The sequence below is a fragment of the Pseudoalteromonas sp. MelDa3 genome (assembly GCF_002863625.1).
Taxonomy (GTDB): Bacteria; Pseudomonadota; Gammaproteobacteria; order Enterobacterales; family Alteromonadaceae; genus Pseudoalteromonas; species Pseudoalteromonas arctica.
The window spans coordinates 1-26,142 of the sequence record NZ_PJBR01000070.1 but is presented as its reverse complement, the minus strand read 5'-3'; the positions used below and the strand labels follow the sequence as shown (position 1 = coordinate 26,142).

Below are 26,142 nucleotides of genomic sequence, written 5' to 3'. Positions count from 1 at the left end.
TATAAGATTAAATAGCGATAAGTCGTTACAATGCGCGCTTAATTAATTGAAGGTAAATACAGTGAAAAACTCAGTTTTAGCATTACGCGCTCAACAAATAAGTGAATCCCGTCGAGAGTTTAATGCTCGAGGCGGTAAATTAGATCGCTGTGAGCAATGCTTAATAGCTAAGCACTACTGTATTTGTAAAGGTGTTGAGCATGCAGATTGTAAAGCAGCTGTGTGCTTATTAATGTATCACAATGAAAGTTTTAAACCTTCTAATACTGGGCGCTTAATTGCTGAAATAGTGCCAGATAACCACGCCTTTAGGTGGGACAGAACAGACCCTAATCCCGCTCTTTTAGCTTTGATAAGCGATTCACAATATCAGCCAATGGTAGTATTCCCTGCTGAAGATGTAGAAGAGGGCAGGGCCATTACCGAAATAAGTATTGAAGAGGGTAAAAAACCGCTATTTATATTTTTAGATGGTACCTGGCGTGAAGCTAAAAAAATGATTCGCAAAAGCCCATACTTAGATAACTTGCCTGTACTTTCTGTTACTGCTGATAAACTATCTGATTACCGATTACGTGTTGCCCCTCATGCGCATCAACTAGGCACTGCTGAAGTGGCTATTATGGTGCTAGCGCTTGCGGGAGAAATGGATGCATCTTCTAAATTAGAACAGCATTTTATTAAGTTTCGTGATGCGTATTTGCTTGGTAAGCGCAATAAAGGCCGACCGCTAGAAGAATAGTTTTACGCAGTTAAGCGAAAGCTTGCTGCTCTTTCAAGTGAGCAAGTGCTTTATTTTGAATTGCTCTGAAGCCTTCTTCAGATGTTAATTGTAAAACCGTATTATATAATTGGCTTACGCTATTGTGAGCCTGAATAAACGAGGTGCAGTCCTCACCAATCATATCCTTAGCCTCTTCGACTCGCTTTAAAAAGTAACAGCTAATATCGGTTTTTCCCTTAAAGTGAGTAGTCGCAATAGCGTTTGCTATTCTATTAAGCTGATAACTAAATTCATCAGGTCGAGAACCCTCACCCCATTTACTAATAGAAATATCGCTTTCTAACTGGATAATTACGTTAAGTATGTTTTTAAACTCACTCATTGGCATATTTAAAAAGTTATAACCTTTGGGGCTAAATAAAGCTTTATACGGATTTTCGTTGGGAGTTTGGGCACTAAAAACACCAATTGGTTTTGCTGTACTTGCGTCTGATACTTTACATAAAAAGGTATTGCTTTGCGGCGTTTTAAAATTCATATCCATTGAGTATTTATGATCCTTGCGTTACTTAGTTATCGGCGCAATTAATGAAAAACTTAGCGAAATTTAAAATATTAATAAAGTATTTGAAGGTATTAATATTGATTAACTGGGATGCAGTATTACCCTGCAAAAGTTAGTGGTAGTTGCTTAGAGCTTTACTAAACCCAAATTTTAGGCAAAGAAAAGCGCGCTCTATCTCTAGGCGCGCTTGCGGAATCTTCTAATTTTCTGCATCCTGCAATTGAACTTAATCAACTCCAATTTTTACTAATCCATGTTTATTACTATATTACTTTTTAGTTCTATGTAATGTAGACCATCCGGGCCTGTATCCTTAAATTCCTAAACATCCTGTAGGGTAAATACTATTACCAAATCCTTAATTACACTTCCTAGTGTATCCCTATTTTAACCAATCCATTGTGTTGCCTTAAAGGCCTGTCCATTTATTCCTTAAACATCCTGTTAAACAACTTAGCCGTGTTGTTATCCTTTTCGCATCTTCCTGACGCTGTCCTTTTTACAACATTGCGTTGTGATACTCATCCTGAGCCTGTCCTAAAATCCGTGTTGTCCTGGTAACCTAATCATTGGTTGGTTGAGTAAGCAGTCCATTTCCTTTTACTCAATAAGCGTCATTGCTTGGTTGATGCGTAAATTATAGTGCAATAGAGCAACTAAAATAGGGATAAAACTACATTCAATTAGTATTTACGCAATAGTAATAATGTGAAAGCTCAATTAATACAGGTGCTTAGGTTGTTTTTGTGTGTTTTTTATCTTGATTATTACTCATTAGCTGTCACATCCGTGAGACATCTCTTACACTGCATTTCCTTTTTGGGCGTTATTTACATATTTACATTTATTTAAAGTGTGCACTTTTTGAATGAGCGCGGTAGAATTCGATGATAATAACAATTATTTAGGTGAAATAATGAAGACAGTATTTACACTTGTTTTAGGATTAGCAGCATCGGCACCAGCCTTTGCAAGTGACGTTGTTAATATCTATTCTTTTCGTCAGCCGTTTTTGATTCAGCCAATTTTAGAAGATTTTACAAAACAAACGGGAATAAAAACCAATGTTGTTTTTGCTAAAAAAGGGTTAATTGAGCGTGTTAAACGTGAAGGTAAACATAGTAAAGCCGATTTAGTATTAACCTCTAATTTTAGTGCGCTTATTCAATTAGAAGATTTAAAATTAACACAAACTATAAAAAGTGACAGTGTAAATAATAACGTGCCTGCAGCTTTTCGTGACGGTGATGGCCAATGGGTCGCGCTTACTAAGCGAGTGCGTAATGTGTATTCATCAAAAGAGCGAATTGGTGCGTTACCTAAGCTCACTTATGAAGATTTAGCAGATCCTAAATACAAAGGACAAATTTGTACGCGTTCTGGCAAACATCCATATAACTTAGGTTTAGTGGCTTCTATGATTGCACACCATGGTGAAGCGCAAACCAAAGAGTGGCTTGAAGGTGTTAAGGCTAATTTAGCACGTAAACCTCAAGGTAACGATCGTGCTCAAGTTAAAGCCGTTAAAGAAGGTTTATGTAACTTGGCATTAGGTAATAGTTACTACCTTGGTAAAATGCTAGAAGATAAAGAACAAAAAGGTTGGGCTGAGGCCGTAAATATTAACTTTCCGAATCAAACTAATCGTGGCTCACACATAAATGTTTCGGGTGCGGTTATTACCAAATATGCTAAAAACCCTGAAAATGCATTAAAGCTCATAGAATATATGACCGACAGCAAAGCACAAAACATGTATGCCTCATTAAATATGGAGTATCCAGTTAAGTCGGGTGTTGAACTATCAAGTTTGGTTGCGTCTTGGGGGAGTTTTAAAGAAGACAGCTTGCCACTTGATGAGATTAGTAAATATCGTCCGTTAGCGCTTAAGCTAATTGATGAGGTGAAGTTCGATCTTTAATGACTAATAAATTTAAGCTGTCTAAATGGCAGCTCTTTGCGTGGTCGACTGGCTTAATTCTATCGGCCCCGTTGTTTTTTCTTCTTTTTGAATCTCTACAAGGTAGCTCTGAGGTGTTTTCTCACCTGTGGGATACCGTGCTTTGGGATTACATAACCAATACCGTATTGCTTGTTTTAGGTGTTTGCGTCCTTAGCTGCGCCATAGCTTTGCCACTTGGATGGCTAACGGCTTACTGTAGTTTCCCGGGTAAAAAACAGTTTGAATGGGCACTTATGCTGCCCCTTGCTATGCCCACCTATATTATTGCCTATGTATACACTGATTTATTAGATTATGCGGGCCCGGTGCAAATAGCGCTGAGAGAATGGTTTGGCTGGCAATCGCCTAATGACTATTGGTTTTTTGATATACGTACATTACCCGGCGCCATCGTTATGATTGCCTTGGTACTTTATCCGTATTTATTTTTGATTTTTAAAACGGCTCTTCGCGAGCAGTCATTCAAATTAGTGCAAGCTAGCCAGTTAATGGGGTTATCTCCTTGGCAAAGCTTTTTTAAAGTAAGCTTGGTGCTCTCTCGTGGGGCTATTGTGGCGGCTCTTGCGCTTATAAGTATGGAAACCATGGCTGACTTTGCAACAGTGAGTTATTTTGCCGTAAGTACATTAACGACTGCCGTATACGATACGTGGTTTGGTTATTACTCACTTACAGCGGCAGCTAAAATATCGGGTGTGATGTTATTACTGTTATTTTTAGCATTAATGGCGGAGCGCTTTAGTCGTCGTAACCAAGCGGTATTTGAGCGCCAATCAAGTGTAAATAGCGAATCTCTCTATGTATTAAAAGGAAAGTCAGCTTGGCTCTCAACGGCATTTTGCAGCTTTATTTTACTTATCGCGTTTGTAATTCCTATTGCAGTACTTATAAATTACGCTATTACCTACTTTGATAAAGCATGGAATGTAGAGTTTTTTAGTTACGCTTGGCAAAGTTTAAAAGTGGCAGGGGTTGTGAGCCTAATAACGATTACGTTGAGTGTTTTTGTGGTTTTTTATCAGCGTGTGGCAAAGCAAACGTATCCGCTTATTCCTGGGCGTTTAGCAAGCACAGGCTATGCGCTGCCTGGCACAGTACTCGCTATTGCGGTTTTATTACCGCTTACGTTATTAGAGAACACCATTAACACAGCGCTCGAGCCGTATAATTTAGATATTGGCTTGCTGCTTACAGGTAGCATTCTTACTATTATTATTGCTTATATTGTTAGGTTTTACGCCATTGCACACGGAGCAATTGAGTCGAGTTTTTTACGTATTAGCCCATCACTTGATATGGCAAGCCAATCAATGGGTAAAAGCCAAGGACAAACACTGCGTTTAGTGCACCTACCTTTACTGCGAAGAGGATTGCTTACTGCTGCGTTATTGGTATTTATTGAGTGCATGAAAGAACTGCCAGCTGCGCTATTGCTCAGACCGTTTAATTTTGAAAGCTTAGCTACTCATGTATTTCAGTATGTGAGTGACGAGCAGTTAGAGCTTGCTTCAATATCGGCATTATTTATTGTTATTGTTGGGTTTATTCCTTTGTATTTTATTAATCGTTCTATGGAGCAGCGTAGTTAAATGAGTAGTTTAATTTTACAAGGCGTGAGCTATCACTATAACGGCACAAAGGTTATCCACAATTTAGATTTAACGGTGGGTAAAGATGAAATTGTTTGTCTACTCGGAGCGAGTGGGTGTGGCAAAACGACCACGTTAAAAGCGATTGCAGGTTTAATTGAAGCTAAGCAAGGGTCTATTTTTATAGACGGTAAATTAGTGAGTGATGAGCAATCGTTTGTCTCGCCTGAGCACCGTAACATCGGCATGATGTTTCAAGACTATGCGTTGTTTCCGCATTTAACGGTGGCAAATAATATCGCATTTGGGCTTAGTAAAATGAGTAAAGCTCAAAAGCAGCAACGCGTTGATGAAATGCTTAAGCTGGTACATTTAATTGGCTGTGCCGACAGGTTCCCGCATCAGTTATCGGGTGGCCAACAGCAGCGTGTAGCTATTGCTCGTGCATTAGCTTATAAGCCTAGTTTATTGCTACTTGATGAGCCCTTTTCAAATATCGACACACAAGTACGCTTTGAATTAATTGCTGATATACGTCGAATTATTAAGGCAACTCAAGTATCTGCTGTGTTTGTTACACATTCAAAAGAAGAGGCGTTTGCCTTTTCAGATACACTTGCCATTATGCATCGCGGTAAAATTGAGCAACAAGGCACGCCTGAGCAGCTTTTTGCAGCTCCATGTTCAAAGGAGGTTGCAGAGTTTCTGGGTCAAGGCATATACTTGAGCGCAGAAGTATTAACAGCAACTGAATACAAAACACCATTTGGTTTAGTCGAGTCCTATGTTGAGAGTAAGCAAAACGTAAGCGTAGGGCTTATATATGTGCGCCCTCATCAAATAGAATTAGTGGCAGATAACCAAAGTGACAAACTCAGCAAGCGAGCTACAATCATAAGTCGTCGCTTTATTGGTTCGGCGTATGTTTATTCACTTGTTATTGATGAACAAGAAATTGAAGTTGCTGCACAATATGGCCAGTCATTTGAAAATAATGAGCAGGTTATAATAAAAATAAAACCTCACACGGTGAATTTTTTCGAATCGTAATTAATTTGTTATTCGCTGTGTTTTTATCTATAAAACTAAGGAATAACAATGGCGCAAGCGCAATCAGGGATTTGTGCTGAAGCAAACTTACACGGTTTGCACTTATTTTTTAATGTGTTTGATGGTCAAGATGAATCACTTCGCGCAAAGTTAAAACAAGTAAGCGCTATTGAAGAAGAATTTAGCGATCAATTTTCAGAATCAATGCTCTCTTGTATGGTTGCTATTGGTGCGCAATATTGGCCGCATATCCTCCCTGAATACATCCCAAGCGAATTACAGAGCTTTCCTAATATAAACCATAGCGATCATCAAATGAGCGTACAACCGTGCGATTTATTTGTGCAAATTCGCTCTGACCGTGAAGACGTTAACCATTTATTTGCGCTGCAAATTTTAAAACTATTTGCCCCCGATGTTGAGCTGGTGGAGCAAATTCGTAATTTTCGCTTTTTAGATGGTCGTGATTTTAATGGTTTTATTTATGGTGGCGACACCGCACATGGAAGAAAAAAGCGCGCTACGGCTTTAATTAGTAACCCTGGCAATTTTGAAGATCAGGGGAGTTATATTCATGTACAGCGTTATAAGCATGATTTAACTATGTGGCAGCACTTATCATTGAGCGAGCAAGAACAAATAATGGGACGTACGCGCCTTGATAACACGCTAATTACCCCTGCGATTGAAACCAGCCATGCTTCGCGAAGTGAGCTAAAAGACGAAGACGGACAACCGCTATTATTAAATCAGAGCATGCCTTATGGCGATGTGTATGAGCAGGGAATGTTATCAATTACATGCGCTTGTACGGGCACCGCATTTGAAAAAGTACTTAATAGTCGTTTAGGGGAAGGGGATTGTTACGACCACTGGCTTGATTTTACTCAAGCCGATATGGGTTCTGCTTTCTTTGCGCCTTCAGTCGGGTTTTTAAAACAAATTTAGTTTGCTATTAAACCGTATCAAATAAAATGCGAACACGTTCAAGTGTTACATCTATTTCAGATATTTTAGCAGGAGCGATAAAAATAGTATCGTCGCCTGCAATTGTTCCTAGTACGCCATCTGCTTTACCTAATGAATCTAATAAACGAGCGATAAGCTGAGCGGCGCCTGGACTGGTACGAATAATGATCATCATTTCGTTGTGCATAATGTCGATTACTAATTGGCGTAATGGACTTTTAGCCGTAGGTACACCCATTTCAGCAGGTAAGCAGTAAACCATTTCTTGTTTGGCGTTACGTGTGCGTACAGCACCAAATTTACTTAGCATGCGCGATACTTTACTTTGGCTTATATTGTCAAAGCCTTGATCTTTTAATGCATCAACTATTTCGCCTTGAGAGCCAAAATTTTCTTCTTTTAATAGTGATTTAAATGCTTTTACCAGTGCTTCTTGTTTATCTTGTGGTTGCATAGTCTTTATTCGTTTTTGTTATTTATGCCGCAAATTCTACACAAAAATGAATAATTATGCAGCAGTTGTTTAGTTAACTTGCCAGTTTGATGCGTTAAATCACAAAAGTTTACGACTATGGTCGAAAATATACTTGAAATAGACAGGATAAATTTGTTTTTAGTCGCTAATTTCATTATCTTAAGAGCCACAAATGTTTCCTACCTCAAATTACGGAGAATTCCAATGAAAGTTGCTGTATTAGGTGCTGCAGGCGGTATCGGCCAAGCGTTGTCTTTATTATTAAAAACAGGCTTACCAGCTGGCTCTGAATTATCACTTTATGATGTTGCACCAGTAGTACCAGGTGTTGCGGTTGACCTTTCTCACATCCCAACAGATGTTAAAGTAGCAGGCTTTGGCGCAGACGAATTAAACAAAGCGCTTGAAGGCTCTGACATCGTTCTTATCCCAGCGGGTATGCCACGTAAACCAGGTATGGATCGTGCTGATTTATTTAATGTAAATGCTGGTATCATCAAAACTTTAGCAGAAGGCATTGTTGCTAGCTGTCCTAAAGCGTTAGTAGGTATTATTACTAACCCAGTAAATGGCACAGTTCCAATCGTTGCTGAAGTATTCAAAAAAGCAGGTACTTACGACGCTAAACGTGTATTCGGTATTACTACGCTTGACGTTATTCGTTCAGAAGCATTTGTTGCTGAACTTAAAGGCGTAGACGTAGCAACTGTTAAAGTACCAGTAATTGGTGGTCACTCAGGCACAACTATTCTTCCTCTACTTTCTCAAGTTGAAGGTGTTTCTTTCACAGATGAAGAAGTTGCTGCACTTACTCCACGTATCCAAAATGCGGGTACTGAAGTTGTAAATGCTAAAGCAGGCGGTGGTTCAGCTACGCTATCTATGGGTGCTGCTGCAGCTCGTTTTTGTATGTCTTTAGTTAAAGGCCTACAAGGTGAGGAAGTTGTAGATTACGCTTACGTTGCTGTTGAAAATGGCGATGCAGAGTACTTTGCACATCCAGTACGTTTAGGTAAAAACGGCGTAGAAGAAATTCTTTCTTACGGCGAACTAAGCGCATTTGAAACAAAAGCAAAAAATGACATGCTTGAAACACTGAAAAAAGACATCAAAGAAGGTGTTGATTTCATGGCGTAATAGCCAAAGTAGAATAACAAAAAAGCCTGCATTTGCAGGCTTTTTTATTGCTCAGAATTAATTTCACACTGTGTAACTGGTTAAAACTAGTGGTCGCGGTCAACCGCAATACGGGCAAGGCTTATGAGTGCTTGCTTATAGTCAGACTCAGCTAAAAAGTCTAAACAGGCAATAGCTTTGTCAGCTTCAAGCTCTGCTTTTTGCATTGTAAATTCAAGCGCATTAGTTTGCTTTAGTGCCGATAAAATTTCTTCTAAATGCTCCATACCATTACTGTGCTCTATTGCATCACGAATAAGCTGCGTTTGCTGCTCGCTACCATGTTGCATAGCATAAATAAGTGGAAGCGTTGGTTTGCCTTCAGCTAAATCATCACCAATGTTTTTACCCAACTGCTCAGCATCTGCATTGTAATCGAGTACATCATCTACTAGCTGAAACGCAGTACCTAAATGCATACCATATAGGTTTAGTGCATCGAGAGTAGTTTGGTCTTGCTCAGTAATAATGGCAGCAAGCCCTGTCGCTGCTTCAAACAACTTAGCTGTTTTAGAGTAAATAACCTGCATATAACTGGCTTCTGTTGTATCTGGGTCGTTGCAGTTCATTAACTGCAATACTTCACCTTCAGCAATAATGTTTGTTGCATCGGCAAGTACTTGCATAACCTGCATTTTTCCAAGGCCAACCATAAGCTGAAATGAACGAGTGTAAATAAAGTCACCAACCAATACGCTAGCAGCATTACCAAATTCAGCATTTGCTGTAGGTGTGCCACGTCGTAAGTTTGATTCATCTACAACATCATCATGCAATAGCGTTGCTGTATGAATAAACTCAACAATTGTTGCAAGTGTTATGTGATCTTTACCCTGATAACCGAGCGCTTTGGCTGCTAAAATCGCCAGCATTGGACGAACGCGTTTGCCGCCACTGCTAACTATATATAAACCAAGCTGATTAACTAACGCCACATCTGAGCGCATTTGCGCATGTATAAGTTGATTGACGTCATTCATATCGCTTTCGATTAACGCCTGGATAGCTTTTATATCCATTGATCTCCGAGCCAATTTTTATGTGTGAACGGCGCAGATTGTACAACAAAAAATGCACTAGCTCGATATTTTGTGACGATTGATTGAAAAAACACTATTAAAGTACTTAATTTAGACTGAATTAGCCAAGATAACTGATTAATTGATAATCAATATACAGTTTGTGGTGTGCTTAGATATTAAGCTGTGAGGGTCATATTTGAGTACATTAATTTATTTCGACTAAGAGTTAAAAAGCGCTTGGCAAAAGGGCTAATTAATATAAAATGGGGTAAATATTGAATTGCTCTCAAAGCAGCTACTTTTTATTCATTTTAATTACAAAATAGGCTTGCTAGTTATTTCGCGTTAGCGTAAACTTCGCGCCCTATCGAAGAATATTTTAGTTGCGCCGATTTGAGGGTGCACAGACGGAGTTAATTATGTACGCGGTTTTCCAAAGTGGTGGTAAACAGCATCGTGTGACTGAAGGTCAAACGATTCGTCTTGAAAAATTAGACGTTGAAACTGGTGCGGCAGTAGAATTTGATTCAGTACTTTTAGTTGCTGATGGTGAGAAAATCGAGATCGGTGTACCGTTCGTAAACGGTGGCAAGATAACAGCTGAGGTTGTTTCACATGGTCGCGGTGAGAAGATTAAGGTTGTTAAATTTAGACGCCGTAAGCATTCTCGTAAGCAAATGGGCCATCGTCAATGGTTCACTGAAGTTAAAATCACTAGCATTAGCGCTTAATTAGAGGTACTTAGAAATGGCACATAAAAAAGCAGCTGGTAGTACTCGTAACGGTCGCGATTCAGAAAGCAAACGCCTAGGTGTTAAGCGTTTTGGTGGCGAATCAGTTCTAGCGGGTAGCATCATTGTTCGTCAGCGTGGAACTCGTTTCCACCCTGGTACTAACGTAGGTATCGGTAAAGACCACACTATCTTCGCAAAAGCAGATGGTAAAGTTCAGTTTGAACAAAAAGGTCCTTTAAACCGTAAATACGTAACTATCGTAACTGAGTAATCAGTAAGGTAGTTAAAAACCCCGCCTTTGCGGGGTTTTTTGTTTTGTAGTCAGTCAAAATATATACCCAAGCCTGCATTTGTGTTGGCTTGGGTATATAATAGAGTTATTAAACAAGCCAATCCCTAAAGTGAGTAATCATGAAGTTTGTAGATGAAGTAGAAATTCGCGCAGAAGCTGGAGACGGTGGCAGCGGCATCGTGTCTTTCCGTCGTGAAAAATATGTTCCAGATGGTGGACCAGACGGCGGTGACGGTGGAGACGGTGGTAGTGTTTATCTACAAGCTGATGAAAACTTAAATACCCTAATTGATTATCAGTTTGAGCGCTTTCATAGAGCTGAACGTGGTACTAACGGTCGTAGCCGTAACTGTACAGGCCGAAAAGCCGATGACTTATTTGTTATGGTGCCTGTAGGCACGCGCATCATGGATGTTGATACCCAAGAGGGACTTGGTGACTTAACTCAAGATGGTCAACGAATTTTGGTTGCAAAAGGTGGTTTCCACGGCTTGGGGAATGCACGTTTTAAATCAAGTACTAACCGAGCACCTCGTCAAAAAACATTGGGCACACCCGGTGAAGTACGTAACTTAAAGTTAGAGTTACTATTATTAGCTGATGTAGGCTTACTAGGATTACCAAATGCAGGTAAATCTACGTTTATCCGCAGTGTATCTGCAGCAAGACCAAAAGTAGCTGATTACCCATTCACGACGCTTATTCCTAATTTAGGTGTGGTACGTCCTGAAGCAAATAAATCATTTGTTATAGCCGATATTCCGGGTCTAATTGAAGGTGCATCTGATGGTGCAGGCCTAGGTATTCGCTTCTTGAAGCATTTAGAGCGTTGTCGTGTGTTATTGCACATTATTGATGTAATGCCGGTAGATGGTTCAAACCCTGTTGATAATGCATTCTCGATTATTAACGAGCTACACCAATACAGTCCTAAATTAGCTGAAAAACCACGCTGGTTAGTGTTTAATAAAATAGATTTATTACCAGAAGATGAAGCAAAAGCGCTATGCGAAGCGATTGCAGAAGAGCTGGGCGAAACTGAAAATATTTATCACATTTCAGCAATTAATAAACTTAATACTCAACCTTTAATCCACAACATAATGACACTACTTGATAGCATGCCTAAAGAGAAGTTTGTACAAGTTGAAGATGAAGAAGTTGAATTCAAGTGGGATACCTATCATGAAAAAGCCACTAAAGGTAAAGGCAATGATGATGATTGGGACGACTGGGATGAAGATGATTACGACGTAGAAGTTGTCTACGAGCGTTAATTAAATAGAATTTATTAAAAAGGAGCTTATGCTCCTTTTTCTTTGTTTAAGAATAAAGTACTAGGTGTTTATTATGATAATTTCAATGATTGCAGCAATGGCAAATAACCGTGTAATTGGCCTAGATAATAAAATGCCATGGCATTTACCTGCGGATCTTCAGCATTTTAAAAAAATAACTACGGGTAAACCTGTGATCATGGGTCGTAAAACTTTTGAGTCAATAGGCCGTCCTTTACCTGGGCGTCGTAATATTATTATTACTCGAAACAGCGAATATACTGCACAGGGTATTGAAGTGGTAACCACACCAGAGGCCGCACTAGAACTGGTTTGTGCTGTTGAAGAAGTAATGATTATTGGTGGCGGTAATATTTATGAGCAATTTTTACCAAAAGCAGAACGCTTGTATTTAACCTTTATTGATTTAGATATTAAAGGCGATACACAGTTTCCTGATTACAATAAAGTTGCTAATTGGGACGTGAAAGAAGAGCAAGAAAACCTCCCTGATGAAAAAAACAAATCTAGTTATAAATTCGTAACTTTGTATAAAGAACATTAACATTATTGCGTAATTTTTGATAGATTGATATAATATTTGATAGTCTATATAAGAACAAAGTATTATAAAGGGTTTGTCATGTTTAAATTACCAAAGCTAGTTGCACTTACTGCTGTTGTCGCTGTAAGTTCTTTTTCGTATACAGCACCTGCAAATGCTGAAGATCAATTAGCAGTATCTATTTGTGAATATATTGCGGCAGACGATAAAAACCGATTACGCAGCAAGCTTAAAAGCTCTCGTGTAAAAATTCGTAATATTTATGATGCAGTACAATGTAATGGTAATAACTTATTACGCCATGCTGTTGCTAGTAATGCAGTGGATACTGGTGAGTATATAGTTAAAAACTTATCAAAAAGTGCTCTAACAGATGGTGCTGATATTGCTTGGGCTGAAGGCAACTTTGCTAGCTCACCACTTATTGCAGTGATTAAAGATCGCGCTGGTCTTTAATTATAAAAAGGTTTTATAACTCTACCTTCAGTAAGGTATTGTTAAATATTGATTAGTCTGAAGTTGTTATTAATAACAACTTCAGACTTTTTTATTTAGCTAATGTAATCTCACCCCCAACAAAATCATTAATAAGTTCACTATTTACCTATCTATTTTATATTCCCAAAGTGTAGAGTCTTCACTTTAAAAGCAGCTTCAAATTTACTTCTTCAAAAGAGGTAACTTTATTCAGCTGGTATCTATTTTATATCTGCTAGTTTATTTACAAACTTAATCACTAAGGATAGATATGAAAGCTGTAATTCCAGTAGCAGGCTTAGGGACGAGAATGCTCCCTATGACAAAAGCTATTCCAAAAGAAATGCTCCCTATAGTTGATAAACCTCTAATTCAATATATTGTCAGCGAATGTGTATCTGCCGGTATTAAAGATATTGTATTAGTTACACACAGCTCTAAAAATGCAATCGAAAACCATTTTGATACAAGTTACGAGCTAGAAGCTACTCTTGAAAAACGTGTTAAACGTGCTTTATTAGATGAGATTCGCTCTATTTGTCCGCCTGATGTCACCATTATGAGTGTACGCCAAGGTGAAGCTAAAGGGCTAGGGCATGCTATTTTGTGTGCTAAGCCAATAGTTGGTGACGATAACTTTGTAGTGCTCCTGCCAGATGTGATACTTGATGCTTATACTGCCGATCAAGAAACTGAAAACTTAGCGGCCATGATTAAACGCTTTAAAGAAACTCAAGCAAGCCAAATAATGCTTGAGCCAGTAGCTAAAGAAGACGTTAGTAAATATGGTATTGCTGATATAAACGGTGTTGAGTTAATGCCAGGTAAAAGTGCTGCAATTAAAGCTATGGTTGAAAAACCTGATGCAGATTTAGCACCTTCAAATCTTGCTGTTGTAGGGCGATATGTACTGAGTAAGAATATTTGGCCTCTACTCGCAAAAACGTCTGTAGGCGCTGGCGGTGAAATACAACTTACAGATTCTATTGACGCATTAATGGCACAAGAAACCGTTGAAGCATTTCATATGAGTGGTCGCTCTCACGATTGTGGAGATAAGTTAGGCTACTTAAAAGCAATTGTTGAGTACAGTATACGAGATGAAAAGCTAGGTAATGATTTTTCAAGTTTTATAAATGATTTGAATTTACCTTAGCTACAGAGCAATAAATTTTATGAAAACTATAGAAGCTAAAATAGTTTTCATAAAATGTAGTGAACTCGGTCTATAAACCTTTGCTAGACTACTCTGGGTTACTAAGTTAGTTACACTTTACCTACACTGTAATAGTTTACGTAGTATGATTGTTACTTATTCTGTATTGATCTTTTAAAGGAACCACCATGATTGAGCAAGGCCAAGAATTACCATCGGTTACGTTAACGCAATTAACTGACGACGGTATGCAATCTCTTACAAATAAAGAGTTGTTTGAAGGTAAAAAAGTCGTGTTATTTGCAGTGCCAGGTGCATTTACACCAACGTGTTCAAATGCACATTTACCTGAATTTATTACTCTTGCTGATAAAATTAAAGCAAAAGGTGTGGATGCTATTTACTGTGTATCTGTTAATGACGCATTTGTTATGAAAGCATGGGGCGACTCGCAAAACGCGCAAGAAATTACAATGCTTGCTGATGGCGATGGAAGTTTCACTAAATCGTTAGGGCTTGATAAAGATACCGCTAGTTTTGGTGGTTTACGTTCAACGCGTTACGCTATGATTGTTGAAAATGCAGTAGTAACTGGTTTATTTGTAGAGCAAGACAAAGAGTTTGTTGTAAGCCGCGCAGAATCAGTACTAGAGAAGCTATAACAGTAATAAAGTGTAGGTTTTAGCTTTAATTAATCAGCTACTTACTATTTAAAAACCGATGTTGGAAACAACATCGGTTTTTTATTTACGGCTCAAATTTTAAATTACGGTTGGTATTGTCCGCTAAGTGTTAAACCAGAGAAAGTGCTATAGGCGTTAACACTTAAGTGCCAAGTACCTGCTTGTGGATTGGTAAATGTACATGTTTCTGCGTTGCCATTTTTATAAGGGCGACAATCGTACGTAGTGGTTGTTGGTTGGCTGCCATATTTTACAAATAAGTCTGCATCGCCACTTCCACCCGACGTTGTTACTGTAAACGTACTCATTCCTGCAGGTACATCTAACGTGTAATGTTTCCACTGACCAGTATTGGCTGTCACATCGCTTATAGTGCCTCCGCCAGCTTGTGGAGTGCCTGTACCGCCACCAGACGATGAACCACCAGTAATATTACCTACCAAGCTCACAGCTGAATACGCAGAGTAGCCGTTAAGCATTACGTGGTAAGTTCCCGCAGTAGGGTTATCAATAGAACACTCTTCGCTATTACCGCCTTTATAAGGGCGACAGTCATAGGTAGTAGTTGTAGGTTTACTGCCCGCACGTACGTATAAATCAGCATCACCAGTACCACCACTCATAGTGAATGTTACGTTAGTTGCACCGCTTGGTACGGTCATAGTGTAAAACGCTTGTGCATTTGCAGCCCCACTTAAACCTGTTTTAGCTTCACCATTAATAAGCTCGCTATCACCGCCTGTAGGCGGAGTAGTGCCGCCACTTGCTGCTGCAACAGCTGCGGCTGCATCAACAATACCCGTACCACAGCTAGTACATGTAGCAGGGAACGAACGGGTTGTTGATTTTAAAATACTTTCTATTTCGTCAGGCGTTGCATCTGGTTTTGCTTGCTTAATAAGTGCCGCAACACCTGCTACGTGAGGCGCAGCCATTGATGTACCTTGCGAATAACCGTAGCTGTCGCTTGAAGGTGTAGACGAACCTGAATTGTAAGTTGATAGAACACCTTCAGAGTCGTTTGCAAAACTTTGCGCGCCACCCGGTGCTGCAACATCAATATTGCTACCGTAGTTTGAGTAATAAGCTCGACCGCCATTACGACCTACTGATGCTACGTTTACTACACCATTACAGTTACCTGGGTTGTAGTTTGCCGAGTTATCGTTATCGTTACCTGCAGCAATAACTACCACAGTGCCGTTACTGCGTGCTGTGTTAATTGCATTTTGAGTTGTAGAGCTACATGAACCGCTGCCGCCTAAACTCATGTTTATTACATCTGCAGGGTTTGAGTTGGCAGGAATGCCTGAAACACTTCCACCAGATGCCCAAATAATACCATCTGCAATATCTGAGGTTAAACCACCACATTTACCAAGTACACGAACAGGCACTACTTTTGCGTTATAAGCTACGCCTGCAACGCCTTCGCCGTTATTGGTTACCGCAGCAACTGTGCCGGCTACGTGCGTGCCGTGCCAGCTAGAGTTTTGTGCACCGTTAGTACCACATTCATTCGCAGCAACTGCATCACCAGGATCACGTGCATCGCTATCGCGACCACCGCCATCGTTAGCTACCGATAGGTTAGAGATCATATCGTAACCCGGTAAAATGTTAGCATTTAAATCGGCATGTGGGCGGTAACCTGTATCTAGTACGGCTACAACTACACCGCTACCCGTTGCGGTATCCCATGCCGTCGGTAAGTTTAAACCACCGGCTTGCTCGTAGTAATGCCATTGGTCATCAAAGCGAGGGTCGTTAGGAGTTGAAAACGGCTTTAACATTTGATCCACTTCAATGTATTCCACATTGCCTGAATCAACCATTTCTTGCATAAATTCTTGCGCTTCTGCTGTACTTAATTTTTTATCAGCACGCATTACGTGATGGTTATTAAGTGCCATTGCACGAATGTATTTTGCTTTTACTTTGCCTTTTTTAGAAGCGAAGTTTTTAACAAAGCTTTGTGCGCGCTTTTTCATGCTAGACGGGCTTGCGTCTGCAGTTGAGAGGCTCGCCATTTCGTTATTATTTTTATATTTAATAATGAACTGAGTTTCGAAACTGCCTTGGCTTTGTAGTTTAGCAGATGTTTCAGCCATTGAACTTGAAACTGATTGAGCCATGCCAGATGTTGCTGCAAAAAGCGTACTAACTGTAATTGCAATTGCGCATCTTTTAAAAGTTTTACTAGTTGTCATAATTATCCCTAGATTTTTATTTATTATTTCGTGATATAAGATCACGATGCGGGAACAAAAGTAAACGATCTGTTAATTAGGTTAAAATATCAATTTATTATGTACCTCTTTCATTTAGTTATAACCCAGGTTTTTAGCGGTTTATTCGTTGTTTAGTATTTGTCATATAAATTAAAAATAAGCATAAAGGGTTGTTTTATTGTGCGAGTAATTATTCCCCACTTATTACTGATGTGTTTTTGTTGTGTTATTACTAATAATTCAAATGCTGCGTTGTTAGCTATTAAACTTTGCTATAATCGAGCAAATTTTTTAATGAGATAAATAAATGACCCAAGTAGATGTAATTGTAATAGGTGCGGGAGCTGCAGGATTAATGTGTGCAGCGCAAGCTGGATACCGTGGCCGAAGCGTTACAGTACTTGATATGGGAAAAAAACCAGGTCGTAAAATTTTAATAAGTGGTGGTGGGCGTTGCAATTTTACAAATGAAAATGCAACCCCGGATAACTACTTATGCACAAACTCTCATTTTGTTAAATCATGCTTAAGTCGTTATACACAGCATGACTTTATTGAGCTGGTGGACAGACATGGCTTGGCGTATCACCATAAAACACTAGGCCAGCTTTTTTGCGATAACAATGCACAAGACATTGTTGATATTTTACTAACCGAATGTGAGTGGGCCGGAGTAAATATAAAGCTACGCAGTGAAGTGATCAGCGTATCAAAAACCGAAACCGGCTATAGCGTTACCACAGAGCAAGAAACCTTAAGCTGTGAGTCGTTAGTTATTGCATCGGGTGGCTTAACCATGCCAAAACTAGGGGCTACACCAATAGGTTATAAAATTGCAGGGCAGTTTGGCTTAAGCGTGTTACCAACTATGGCTGCACTTGTGCCGTTTACTTTGCATCAGCATGATAAAGAGCGTTTTGAAGGGCTTTCGGGAATTAGTATTCCATGTGAAGTTTCAAGCGAAGACGGCACCGTATTTAAAGAAAATATCCTCTTTACTCACCGAGGGTTATCGGGCCCTGCAATATTGCAAATAAGCTCATTTTGGCGAGCAGGGCAGGCTGTCACTATAAACCTATTACCTGAACTTGATTTAAGGCAACAACTTGCTGATTGGCGTGAAACACAAGCCCAAAAGTCGTTAAAAAACAGCCTTTCGACTATTTTACCTAAACGCTTTATAGAAATACTGCATGAAAGCAAAGCGATACCAGATTGTAATATTAATCAGCTTACACATGCCCAAATAGATGAGTTAGTTAATTACATTCATGCGTGGCAAATTAAACCCAATGGCACAGAAGGTTATAGAACAGCAGAAGTAACATTGGGCGGTGTAGATACCGACGAGTTGAGCTCAAAAACCTTTGAAGCTAAAAAAGCTAAAGGCTTATATTTTATAGGTGAAGTAACCGATGTAACGGGTTGGTTAGGGGGCTACAATTTCCAGTATGCTTGGAGCTGTGGATTTGCTTGTGGGCAGTACGCTTAAGTTTAGGCTATAGACCCATTTAAGTAAGTTGATTGAGCGATAACGGTTGAATCGTTATCGCTAACACATACTTTATTGCGTCCATTATTTTTAGCCTTATATAGCGCTGTATCAGCCCGCTCCAATAGTTTTAGCACTGTATCGTCTTTTTGTATCGTTGCTAACCCAATACTTATAGTAAATGCTATATTTGTAATGGTGTTTTCGGCAATATATTTTCTCAGGTCATCAGCTTTTTTAGCGCTATCATTTAAAGAGGTGTTCGATAAAATAATCGTGAATTCTTCTCCGCCCCATCGCGCAATAAGTGCATCATTTCCCATACGCATTTTTAATATTTTAGAAAATTCAGTGAGTACGTTATCGCCAACTAAATGCCCGTAGGTATCGTTTATATTCTTGAAGTGGTCTATATCGCAAATAAGTAAGCAATGCGGGGTTTTAAAAACGTCGTTTTTAGCAATTAACTGTGATAATTCAAAATCAAACTTTTGCCTGTTATAAAGCCCAGTTAACTTATCGGTTTCTGCTAAGTGTTGAATTTCTAGGTTACGGATAGATAGTCGGGTGTATGCCGAAAACCGTGTTTTTTCGTAAAATCTAAAAATCAAAATATGAGCAAGACCTACTTCAATAAGATTAAATAAAGAGCCTAAGCCAATTGTTACAGTTTGCTGTTGTTGTAAGTACACAAGATACGCACAAATAGCAAAAGCGACTGCACTAAATATACTCCCCCAATTTCTGCCAACTAAAAAAAATGTGAATGGCGGAATAAGCGTGGCCCAAAATAAAGAGTGGGCATGGCCACCAACTGAAATCACAAACATCATTATTAAGCTAACGACCATAAGGGTAACAGCCCACGCTGCTGCATTTACGTTGGCTGTTTTATTAAACCAAGTATAAATACCTAACGATATCGTAAGTCCTAAGGCATCAATTAAAGCAATGTCATAGCTTTCAAAATAAAAAAGATTGAGGAGTGTTAAAACTAAAAAGTAACATGTGGTTATTAGTAAAGAGTGGGCTATTAAGCGAGTACGCCAAAAATCCTTATGGTCTTTTGGGTATTGTGGAAACTCTTTGTACCAAAAACCTAGCATAATGAACGACTCTTTAACCTCTGAATTTAGTGATTATTACTTATATTAGGCTTTTATTATAGTTTTTTACTTTGATTAAAACGCTTATATACGGTGGTGTTTATAAAAGTTTAAAGAGCATTACAGCATTTTTCAAAGGTATGAAGGACTAGGTAGTGACTGATTACTTAAATGTAATATGCCTCGCCTTGATTTAATTGACGCAGAGCTCGCCGTTATCGCTTACGTAGAGCTCTGAATAAATGTTATATCTATTCCTCTATAAATGCCTCGCCTTGTGTCATCCACTTTGCAGCTGGTTTGCCTTTTAAGTAATGATCAAAGTACTGCATCATACGTACTGAAAAATCGACCTGATTAGGAAACTTTTTCAAGTGGTGTGGTTCACCTTCGTATTGTAAAAATGTAGCATCTTTTCCTGCACGGCGTAGTGCTAAGTAATACTGCACACTTTCATGCCAAGGCACTGCATCGTCTTTGTCGCCAGACATGATTAAAATAGGCGTATTAACTTTGTCTGCAAAAAATACTGGTGAGTTTTCTATATAAAGCTCTGGTGCTTCAAATAAGTTTTTGCCAATACGGCTTTGCCCTGTTTCGTATTGAAATTGACGAGCAAGGCCCGATTTTAAACGTATGCCACTGTAAGCACTGGTCATGTTTGATACTGGCGCACCCGATACAACCGCTTTAAACATATCTGTTTGGGTTATCATAAACGCACTTTGATAGCCCGCCCAAGAGTGACCTTGTAAGCCTATTTTATCTGGGTCGGCTATGCCTAAATCTATTAATTTTTGGGTGGCGTTTATCATGGTTTGCGTTGACGATTTACCCGGGTGACCTATTTCAAAGCGAATATCAGGTAAAAATACCGCATAGCCGTTTGAGGTAAACATAGGGAAATTAGGGCGATGGTTTAATTCCATTTTTGGAAAATCAAACATGCGTTGACTCATATAACGATAAAAATACACAACCACAGGTACTTTATCGCCTTTTTTATAGCCCGCTGGTTTTATTAGTACGCCTTGTAAATCTTCGCCATCAAAGCCTTTATAGCTTATTAGTTCTGGCTTTTCTCCCCATGCAAAATTACTAATTTGTGGGTTTAGGGTGGTCACTTGTTTTGGTGCGCTAAAGCTAAAATCTGTTTGGTAGTAATCAGGAAATTGGCTATAAGTTTGCGAGGTGAACAAGTACTTGTCAGCCTTTTTGGCTTTTTTAACTACATCAAAGCGTTTATTACCGCTAAGCACGTTAGTTATTGTGTTAGTGGTTAAGTTGAGCTTTGCCACTTCGCTTTGTTTAGTTTGTAAGTTAATAGCAGAGACAAGTAATGTATCGCCTTTTTTAAAGCCTACTTGGGTTTTATCAAGCTTAATAACACGGTACTGCGTACTGCTTTGCTTACCATTAGTTAGGCGTTTAGCTTGCTGCGTTTTTACATCAAACGCCCAAATATCGTATTTACTATAAGCAAGCACTTGGCTGCTGTCGGTCATCCAACCAGCAAAACCATAACCAGGTTGAGTAGATGGGTAGTCGTGTTTATCATCAGCAAAGGTTGCCTGAATCGCTTTTGTAAGCGGTGTTACTTTATTATTTTTTAAATCTTTTAACTGTATTTGGCTATCGCTAAAATAAGCTGCAAACTCACCATTAGGTGCAAGGCTCGGTCTAAACGGGTAGTTACTAATAATGGGAGTTTGTTTACCGGTATTTATATTTACTGCAAAGTAATCAGCAAAAAAACCGCCGTACATTATTTTTTCTAGGTAGGGGATGTTAGATGAGCCAAGTAAAGACACATCTCGCTCAGGGTTTAGTGCAACCTCAGGCATGTTTGGTGTACTAAGTTGCGCAACTTTTTGCGAGTTAACGTGATACACCGCACTGTAATGGCGATTTTTATTAACTTTGTTCCATTGCTGCTCTTCACGTGGTTTTATTTGCGCATCGTTGTTGTGCCATACATCTAAACCTTTATGTTCGCGTATGGTGTCAAAATCGTACAATGAGGCTTCTTCGGTATATTCTTTGGCTTTTACTTTAGCTGCTAATTTTGGATGGTTTTCAAAATATAAGCGTTCGCCATTTTTTGACCATTTAAGGGTGGCTGTTTTACCTAAAACCCATGTTTTATCAGGTGAGGCTATTGTTGAAAGTTTATCGTTTTTATATAGCTGTAAAGTGTAGCTTCGACGGCGCGTGTCATCATTTACATAGTTACCTAATGTAAACACTGCAATATTGTCAGTTGGGTGCCACGCTATTTTATTTGCGATTACGCCCGGTTCATCAATTAATACGCTGCTATTAAAGTTACTTAGCTCAATTAGCGCTATTTGGTTGTTATTACCATCGCTGTAACTTTGACTCACTAATAGCTGGCTGTTAGCTGAGTTAATAGCGTAGCTAAATACGTTTTCTATTGTATGGGTGCGTTTATCAGATAAATTTACGATAACAAGCGCATAGCTCTTATCTTTTTTATCGGGCGTGATAGCGTTGTCTTCTTCGTTTTTAGTGCTATCGGTTTTATCTTCTACTTTTGCGTCATCGTCTTTTTTATTTAAACGATAAGCAAGCCACATACCGTCATCAGATAACGTGTAATCTTTTACATCTGCAAAGCTTTGTTGGGCACCTGATTGTGTGTTTACGAGTACCAGGTTGTTTTGAAGTGTGTCTTTTTTTTTGGTTGTTTCTTTTTCAAGTAAGGTAGGTACTTGTGTAAAAGCGACCCAGTTAGCGGCTTTATTAATATGAGGCTTAGTGCCGCGTTCTACTTCTGCGATGAGTGTATTGCTTTGTAGTGAGTAAACTTGACCAGTTGCATTTCCACGATACGGCGTTGCACTAAAAGTGAGTACTTGACCATTGTCAGATAGTTGTGTGCTTTTAGCTGATTTAAAACTAAATACGTCTTTAAATTGTAGCGATTCTTTGGCGTGTATGCCGGTGCTAGTTAAGCTGGCAACGAGTGCCGTGCTTAATAAGGTGAGTTTTGTTTTCATTATTGATTCTCGTATTATGACATTGTTTCATTGTAACGAGTTTGGTTCATAATTCGAGCGGATCAGATAAATGGCAGCTACATACGACAAAACGACCCGTAGGTCGTTTTTTGGTATTCAATTAATTAATTTAGCAAACATTACAGCCAAATTTTTTGTAGCTCAAGCCATTGTTTTTCAAATTGAACACTTGGCTTTGCTTTAAAGTCGCTACGTACAAACTGATTCATTTTGCCTTCAACGTAGGCAAGTAAAAAGTTTGCAAGTGTAAGCTCATCACTTTGAAAGTTTTTACCTTCACGTAACTTACGCTCACGAAGTACTTGTTTAAACTGAGTTTCTAGTTTTTCAAACAAGCTTTGTACCCGCTCGCGTAAACGTTCCTGCTCACCTTGCAGAGCATCGCCAGTTAAAATACGAGTAATGCCTGGGTTTTTTTCAGCAAAGGTTAAAAGTAATAATAGAATGTTATAAATGCGCGTTTGGCTTTCTTTTTCGTTTTCAATAATAATATTTATACGAGATAAAAGGGTATCTTCAATAAACTCAATTAAGCCCTCAAACATACGCGCCTTGCTCGGAAAATGACGGTATAGCGCGGCTTCAGACACACCCACCTCAGCAGCTAGTTTTGCTGTAGTGATACGTTGTCCTAAATTAGTTTCTAACATTTGTGCGAGTGCTTGCAGTATTTGCTCTTTGCGATTACTTCTTTTTGTCGCAGGCATGAACATTCCTTTTTATTAGTTATTCTTAGTGGCGCAGTTAAGAACCCTAGTCATTTTTTGTTCAAATGATTGGCGTATGTTAATGTTTTATTCAGTTTGTTTCCAGCCTTTTTATAGATGTTTAGCCAGCTGTTCGATCACCTTGCGAGCTATTTCTATTTTACTTGTAGTTGGTAATTCTAGTTGTTCGTTATGCCAGTACAGTGTTAAAGCATTATGATCGGAATTAAACCCTAAGCCACTTTTTGATACGTCATTAGCGCAAATCATATCTAGATTTTTATTTTGTAGTTTACCTTTAGCATAGCTTTCTACATTTTGAGTTTCGGCGGCAAACCCCACAGTATAAGGACGGTTTTGTTTAAGGTTGGCAATAGCTGCAATTACGTCAGGGTTTTTAGTTAAAGTAAGAGTGAGTTCGTCGCCTTGCTTTTTCATTTTTTGAGTCGCAATGTTTGCAGCTCGATAATCCGCAACAGCAGCGCAACCTATAAAAGCATCTGATTGTGGTGCATAGGTAAGTGACTCAGTTAATAGCTCCTCAGCGCTTTCTATATTGATAAGGTTTACGCCAGTAGGGGCTTTTATAGTGACCGGACCCGAAATTAAATTAACCTTAGCACCGAGTTGCAAAGCGGCTTCTGCCAGTGCATAACCCATTTTTCCTGAACTGTGATTTGATATAAAACGTACTGGGTCGAGAGGCTCACGCGTTGGGCCTGCTGTTATTGTAATTGTTTTTCCTGCAAGTAATTGCGGTTGCTCTTTTGCTATACATAGCGCAACTAGCTCATGAGGCTCTAACATGCGTCCAGCGCCTATATCACCACACGCTTGCTCACCTTTACCTGGGCCCCAAATAAGTACGTTACGTGCTTTTAATGTGGCTAAATTAGCTTGTGTTGCTGCGTGTGCATACATTTGCTGGTTCATAGCTGGTGCAACTGCGACTTTTGCAGGCGTTGCTAGCAGTAACGTCGTTAGTAGGTCGTCAGCAATGCCGGCTGCCATTTTAGCAATAATATTACACGTCGCTGGGGCAACTAAAATTAAGTCAGCCCATTTTGCAAATTCAATATGGCCCATTGAAGCTTCAGCAGAAGGGTCTAGTAATGAGTCAGAGACTGTTTCTCCACTAACGGCTTGCATGGTCAGTGGTGTAATAAAGTGTTTAGCTGATTCAGTCATAACTACTTTTACTTCACAACCAGAGTCTTTTAATCGCCTAACGAGTTCTGCACATTTATAAGCTGCAATACCGCCGGTAATACCTAGTACAATTTTTTTGTTTGTTAAGTTAGTCATGGATGTTCATCAGTTTTTATTAAATATTGGGCTTAAAATAACAAATCTTTACTCATACAGCGAAGTTTTTTAATTCGAAATAACAGGCTAAATTTCAAATTTGCATTACATTTATAAGACACTTTCGCCTCTCAAGGATGAATAATGCAACTTACTTCACTACCAAACTCACTTCGACCTCGTGAAAAGCTCATAGCAAAGGGGGCTAAGGCGCTGACTGACGCAGAGCTTCTTGCCATATTTTTACGAACAGGGTTACCGGGAATGAATGTAATTGAGTTGGCTCAGCATTTATTAAACGAAAATAAAACACTTCATAATTTGTTTAATGCCAGCATTGAGGAGTTTTGCTCTCAAAAGGGGTTAGGGACCGCTAAGTATGTTCAGCTACAAGCTGTGTTAGAGCTAAGCCAACGTTATATGCAGGAGCGTTGCCAACGAGACGCCGTGTTTAATTCGCCAAACTCAGTTTACGATTACCTAACAATTCAAATGCGAGGCTTGCAACAAGAAGTATTTATGGTGTTATACCTAGATAGCCAAAATAGATTAGTAAAAGATGAAATACTTTTTTATGGCACAATTAATTCTGCCAGTGTTTATCCGCGTGAAGTGGTAAAGGCTGCGCTTAAAAATAATGCAGCCGCTGTTATTTTTGCGCATAATCATCCAAGTGGTATTGCAGAACCGAGCCAAGCAGACAAACTTATTACTAATAAATTGCAGCAAGCACTGCAATTGGTCGACATAAGTGTGCTCGATCACATCATTGTTGGTGGAGAAACGTGTGTTTCGTTTGCCGAGCGAGGCCTGATTTAGCTTTTTTAGATACAGAAGTGTGTTAAAAATGAGCTGTTTAACGTGTTTTGGCAAATTAGTTTAATTTAAATGCAGTTTTTACTTTCCCTAAGGGCATTCGATCTTTATAATTAGCCGCTATCAAATTTACATATATGAGCTGATTGGATAGATCAGTGTTTGATCTTTGCCTGTAAAAGCTGTATAAAGAGCGCCCTTCGATTTATCTCTAGGGCGGAAATACACGGCCTTAGATTAAATTAAGCTCGAGCGAAGTTATTGGAGATATATAGACATGTCTAAAGTATGTCAAGTTACAGGTAAGCGTCCTGCGGTTGGTAATCACCGTTCACACGCGAGAAACGCGACTAGACGTCGTTTCCTACCTAACCTACAAACACACCGTTTTTGGGTTGAAAGTGAAAAACGTTTTGTAACATTACGCACTACTACTAAAGGTATGCGTATTATCGATAAAAAAGGCATCGACACGGTTCTTACAGAAATCCGTGCTCGCGGCGTTAAAGTTTAAGGATCTGAATCATGCGCGATAAAATCCGTTTAGTTTCAACTGCCGGTACTGGTTTTTTCTACACTACTGACAAAAACAAACGTAACATGCCTGAGAAGATGGAAATCAAAAAGTTTGATCCAAAGATTCGTAAACATGTTCTTTTTAAAGAAGCTAAAATTAAGTAATTTTAGTTCTTTTAGAATTTAAAAACCCAGCTTAGGCTGGGTTTTT

General features: G+C 39.1%; 25 protein-coding genes. 17 read left to right on the top strand and 8 right to left on the bottom strand.

Annotated elements, in window-relative coordinates; all coding sequences use genetic code 11:
• Window positions 1-61: 61 nt before the first annotated feature.
• Window positions 62-742: a tRNA-uridine aminocarboxypropyltransferase gene (locus tag CXF89_RS13365; RefSeq protein WP_024590630.1), complete on the top strand. Its 681-nt coding sequence runs from the start codon at window positions 62-64 to the stop codon at window positions 740-742.
• 10 nt (window positions 743-752) lie between these two features.
• On the opposite strand, the gene CXF89_RS13360 is transcribed toward CXF89_RS13365, so the two are convergent.
• Complete coding sequence (locus CXF89_RS13360; RefSeq protein WP_024590631.1) at window positions 753-1,268, bottom strand: hypothetical protein; 516 nt, start codon at window positions 1,266-1,268, stop codon at window positions 753-755.
• A gap of 937 nt (window positions 1,269-2,205) precedes the next feature.
• On the opposite strand from CXF89_RS13360, the gene CXF89_RS13355 reads away from it, so the two are divergent.
• The 4 genes from CXF89_RS13355 to CXF89_RS13340 are packed head-to-tail and all read left to right on the top strand — an operon-like array spanning window position 2,206 to window position 6,839.
• A complete protein-coding gene (locus tag CXF89_RS13355; RefSeq protein ID WP_024590632.1) occupies window positions 2,206-3,210 on the top strand; it encodes a Fe(3+) ABC transporter substrate-binding protein in 1,005 nt (334 codons plus the stop codon).
• Window positions 3,210-4,841 (top strand): ABC transporter permease, encoded by a 1,632-nt coding sequence (locus CXF89_RS13350; RefSeq protein WP_121954882.1) that lies wholly within the window; start codon window positions 3,210-3,212, stop codon window positions 4,839-4,841. Before CXF89_RS13355 ends, CXF89_RS13350 begins: the two co-directional genes overlap by 1 nt.
• Window positions 4,842-5,891, top strand: coding sequence for an ABC transporter ATP-binding protein (locus CXF89_RS13345; protein WP_121954881.1), 1,050 nt, complete (start codon window positions 4,842-4,844; stop codon window positions 5,889-5,891).
• A gap of 48 nt (window positions 5,892-5,939) precedes the next feature.
• Window positions 5,940-6,839, top strand: a complete 900-nt coding sequence (locus CXF89_RS13340; RefSeq protein ID WP_010553339.1) for a Dyp-type peroxidase — start codon at window positions 5,940-5,942, stop codon at window positions 6,837-6,839.
• 7 nt (window positions 6,840-6,846) lie between these two features.
• Here CXF89_RS13340 and argR read toward each other — a convergent pair whose 3' ends face one another.
• Window positions 6,847-7,314, bottom strand: coding sequence for a transcriptional regulator ArgR (gene argR, locus CXF89_RS13335; RefSeq protein ID WP_002957753.1), 468 nt, complete (start codon window positions 7,312-7,314; stop codon window positions 6,847-6,849).
• 225 nt (window positions 7,315-7,539) lie between these two features.
• Here argR and mdh point away from each other — a divergent pair, with 225 nt between their 5' ends.
• Complete coding sequence (gene mdh, locus CXF89_RS13325; protein WP_007586102.1) at window positions 7,540-8,472, top strand: malate dehydrogenase; 933 nt, start codon at window positions 7,540-7,542, stop codon at window positions 8,470-8,472.
• Between the two features lie 86 nt (window positions 8,473-8,558).
• Here the strand turns inward: mdh and ispB are convergent, their stop codons facing one another.
• On the bottom strand, window positions 8,559-9,530 hold the full coding sequence (ispB, locus tag CXF89_RS13320) for an octaprenyl diphosphate synthase (protein WP_010553338.1): 972 nt from the start codon (window positions 9,528-9,530) through the stop codon (window positions 8,559-8,561).
• Window positions 9,531-9,952: 422 nt separating this feature from the next.
• On the opposite strand from ispB, the gene rplU reads away from it, so the two are divergent.
• The 7 genes from rplU (at window position 9,953) to CXF89_RS13285 (ending at window position 14,696) form a co-directional block, all read left to right on the top strand.
• Window positions 9,953-10,264 carry a 50S ribosomal protein L21 gene (gene rplU / locus CXF89_RS13315; RefSeq protein ID WP_002957748.1) on the top strand — a complete coding sequence of 104 codons (312 nt, stop codon included), beginning with the start codon at window positions 9,953-9,955 and terminating at the stop codon, window positions 10,262-10,264.
• Between the two features lie 16 nt (window positions 10,265-10,280).
• A complete protein-coding gene (gene rpmA / locus CXF89_RS13310) occupies window positions 10,281-10,538 on the top strand; it encodes a 50S ribosomal protein L27 (protein ID WP_002957747.1) in 258 nt (85 codons plus the stop codon).
• Window positions 10,539-10,678: 140 nt separating this feature from the next.
• Window positions 10,679-11,836, top strand: a complete 1,158-nt coding sequence (gene cgtA / locus CXF89_RS13305) for an Obg family GTPase CgtA (RefSeq protein WP_007586086.1) — start codon at window positions 10,679-10,681, stop codon at window positions 11,834-11,836.
• A gap of 73 nt (window positions 11,837-11,909) precedes the next feature.
• The gene (folA, locus tag CXF89_RS13300; protein WP_024590638.1) at window positions 11,910-12,401 is read left to right on the top strand and encodes a type 3 dihydrofolate reductase; all 492 of its coding nucleotides are present in this window, start codon (window positions 11,910-11,912) and stop codon (window positions 12,399-12,401) included.
• A 78-nt stretch (window positions 12,402-12,479) separates the two neighbouring features.
• A complete protein-coding gene (locus CXF89_RS13295) occupies window positions 12,480-12,857 on the top strand; it encodes a DUF3718 domain-containing protein (RefSeq protein WP_007586082.1) in 378 nt (125 codons plus the stop codon).
• Window positions 12,858-13,149: 292 nt separating this feature from the next.
• A complete protein-coding gene (gene galU / locus CXF89_RS13290) occupies window positions 13,150-14,034 on the top strand; it encodes a UTP--glucose-1-phosphate uridylyltransferase GalU (RefSeq protein ID WP_024590639.1) in 885 nt (294 codons plus the stop codon).
• Between the two features lie 188 nt (window positions 14,035-14,222).
• Window positions 14,223-14,696, top strand: coding sequence for a peroxiredoxin (locus tag CXF89_RS13285; protein WP_007586078.1), 474 nt, complete (start codon window positions 14,223-14,225; stop codon window positions 14,694-14,696).
• 104 nt (window positions 14,697-14,800) lie between these two features.
• Here the strand turns inward: CXF89_RS13285 and CXF89_RS13280 are convergent, their stop codons facing one another.
• Window positions 14,801-16,927 (bottom strand): S8 family peptidase, encoded by a 2,127-nt coding sequence (locus CXF89_RS13280; protein ID WP_024590640.1) that lies wholly within the window; start codon window positions 16,925-16,927, stop codon window positions 14,801-14,803.
• A 328-nt stretch (window positions 16,928-17,255) separates the two neighbouring features.
• On the opposite strand from CXF89_RS13280, the gene CXF89_RS13275 reads away from it, so the two are divergent.
• Window positions 17,256-18,440: a BaiN/RdsA family NAD(P)/FAD-dependent oxidoreductase gene (locus CXF89_RS13275; protein ID WP_121954880.1), complete on the top strand. Its 1,185-nt coding sequence runs from the start codon at window positions 17,256-17,258 to the stop codon at window positions 18,438-18,440.
• 2 nt (window positions 18,441-18,442) lie between these two features.
• Here the strand turns inward: CXF89_RS13275 and CXF89_RS13270 are convergent, their stop codons facing one another.
• From CXF89_RS13270 to coaBC, 4 genes are all read right to left on the bottom strand, one after another.
• On the bottom strand, window positions 18,443-19,546 hold the full coding sequence (locus CXF89_RS13270) for a GGDEF domain-containing protein (protein ID WP_121954879.1): 1,104 nt from the start codon (window positions 19,544-19,546) through the stop codon (window positions 18,443-18,445).
• 251 nt (window positions 19,547-19,797) lie between these two features.
• Window positions 19,798-22,566 carry a S9 family peptidase gene (locus CXF89_RS13265; RefSeq protein WP_121954878.1) on the bottom strand — a complete coding sequence of 923 codons (2,769 nt, stop codon included), beginning with the start codon at window positions 22,564-22,566 and terminating at the stop codon, window positions 19,798-19,800.
• A gap of 140 nt (window positions 22,567-22,706) precedes the next feature.
• A complete protein-coding gene (gene slmA / locus CXF89_RS13260; RefSeq protein ID WP_007581932.1) occupies window positions 22,707-23,294 on the bottom strand; it encodes a nucleoid occlusion factor SlmA in 588 nt (195 codons plus the stop codon).
• A gap of 111 nt (window positions 23,295-23,405) precedes the next feature.
• Entirely contained in the window at window positions 23,406-24,599 is a 1,194-nt protein-coding gene (coaBC, locus tag CXF89_RS13255; protein ID WP_007581934.1) for a bifunctional phosphopantothenoylcysteine decarboxylase/phosphopantothenate--cysteine ligase CoaBC, read from the bottom strand.
• Between the two features lie 144 nt (window positions 24,600-24,743).
• On the opposite strand from coaBC, the gene radC reads away from it, so the two are divergent.
• From radC to rpmG, 3 genes are all read left to right on the top strand, one after another.
• Entirely contained in the window at window positions 24,744-25,418 is a 675-nt protein-coding gene (radC, locus tag CXF89_RS13250; RefSeq protein WP_007581936.1) for a RadC family protein, read from the top strand.
• Between the two features lie 274 nt (window positions 25,419-25,692).
• Window positions 25,693-25,929 (top strand): 50S ribosomal protein L28, encoded by a 237-nt coding sequence (gene rpmB / locus CXF89_RS13245; protein WP_004335549.1) that lies wholly within the window; start codon window positions 25,693-25,695, stop codon window positions 25,927-25,929.
• 11 nt (window positions 25,930-25,940) lie between these two features.
• Window positions 25,941-26,096, top strand: a complete 156-nt coding sequence (rpmG, locus tag CXF89_RS13240; RefSeq protein WP_004335545.1) for a 50S ribosomal protein L33 — start codon at window positions 25,941-25,943, stop codon at window positions 26,094-26,096.
• Window positions 26,097-26,142: the final 46 nt, after the last annotated feature.

What these genes read in the sequence shown, in the direction of transcription:
- CXF89_RS13360 (WP_024590631.1), bottom strand. Translation starts at nt 1,268, where the DNA reads ATGGATATGAATTTTAAAACGCCGCAAAGCAATACCTTTTTATGTAAA.
- CXF89_RS13355 (WP_024590632.1), top strand. Translation starts at nt 2,206, where the DNA reads ATGAAGACAGTATTTACACTTGTTTTAGGATTAGCAGCATCGGCACCA.
- CXF89_RS13350 (WP_121954882.1), top strand. Translation starts at nt 3,210, where the DNA reads ATGACTAATAAATTTAAGCTGTCTAAATGGCAGCTCTTTGCGTGGTCG.
- CXF89_RS13345 (WP_121954881.1), top strand. Translation starts at nt 4,842, where the DNA reads ATGAGTAGTTTAATTTTACAAGGCGTGAGCTATCACTATAACGGCACA.
- CXF89_RS13340 (WP_010553339.1), top strand. Translation starts at nt 5,940, where the DNA reads ATGGCGCAAGCGCAATCAGGGATTTGTGCTGAAGCAAACTTACACGGT.
- argR (WP_002957753.1), bottom strand. Translation starts at nt 7,314, where the DNA reads ATGCAACCACAAGATAAACAAGAAGCACTGGTAAAAGCATTTAAATCA.
- mdh (WP_007586102.1), top strand. Translation starts at nt 7,540, where the DNA reads ATGAAAGTTGCTGTATTAGGTGCTGCAGGCGGTATCGGCCAAGCGTTG.
- ispB (WP_010553338.1), bottom strand. Translation starts at nt 9,530, where the DNA reads ATGGATATAAAAGCTATCCAGGCGTTAATCGAAAGCGATATGAATGAC.
- rplU (WP_002957748.1), top strand. Translation starts at nt 9,953, where the DNA reads ATGTACGCGGTTTTCCAAAGTGGTGGTAAACAGCATCGTGTGACTGAA.
- rpmA (WP_002957747.1), top strand. Translation starts at nt 10,281, where the DNA reads ATGGCACATAAAAAAGCAGCTGGTAGTACTCGTAACGGTCGCGATTCA.
- cgtA (WP_007586086.1), top strand. Translation starts at nt 10,679, where the DNA reads ATGAAGTTTGTAGATGAAGTAGAAATTCGCGCAGAAGCTGGAGACGGT.
- folA (WP_024590638.1), top strand. Translation starts at nt 11,910, where the DNA reads ATGATAATTTCAATGATTGCAGCAATGGCAAATAACCGTGTAATTGGC.
- CXF89_RS13295 (WP_007586082.1), top strand. Translation starts at nt 12,480, where the DNA reads ATGTTTAAATTACCAAAGCTAGTTGCACTTACTGCTGTTGTCGCTGTA.
- galU (WP_024590639.1), top strand. Translation starts at nt 13,150, where the DNA reads ATGAAAGCTGTAATTCCAGTAGCAGGCTTAGGGACGAGAATGCTCCCT.
- CXF89_RS13285 (WP_007586078.1), top strand. Translation starts at nt 14,223, where the DNA reads ATGATTGAGCAAGGCCAAGAATTACCATCGGTTACGTTAACGCAATTA.
- CXF89_RS13280 (WP_024590640.1), bottom strand. Translation starts at nt 16,927, where the DNA reads ATGACAACTAGTAAAACTTTTAAAAGATGCGCAATTGCAATTACAGTT.
- CXF89_RS13275 (WP_121954880.1), top strand. Translation starts at nt 17,256, where the DNA reads ATGACCCAAGTAGATGTAATTGTAATAGGTGCGGGAGCTGCAGGATTA.
- CXF89_RS13270 (WP_121954879.1), bottom strand. Translation starts at nt 19,546, where the DNA reads ATGCTAGGTTTTTGGTACAAAGAGTTTCCACAATACCCAAAAGACCAT.
- CXF89_RS13265 (WP_121954878.1), bottom strand. Translation starts at nt 22,566, where the DNA reads ATGAAAACAAAACTCACCTTATTAAGCACGGCACTCGTTGCCAGCTTA.
- slmA (WP_007581932.1), bottom strand. Translation starts at nt 23,294, where the DNA reads ATGCCTGCGACAAAAAGAAGTAATCGCAAAGAGCAAATACTGCAAGCA.
- coaBC (WP_007581934.1), bottom strand. Translation starts at nt 24,599, where the DNA reads ATGACTAACTTAACAAACAAAAAAATTGTACTAGGTATTACCGGCGGT.
- radC (WP_007581936.1), top strand. Translation starts at nt 24,744, where the DNA reads ATGCAACTTACTTCACTACCAAACTCACTTCGACCTCGTGAAAAGCTC.
- rpmB (WP_004335549.1), top strand. Translation starts at nt 25,693, where the DNA reads ATGTCTAAAGTATGTCAAGTTACAGGTAAGCGTCCTGCGGTTGGTAAT.
- rpmG (WP_004335545.1), top strand. Translation starts at nt 25,941, where the DNA reads ATGCGCGATAAAATCCGTTTAGTTTCAACTGCCGGTACTGGTTTTTTC.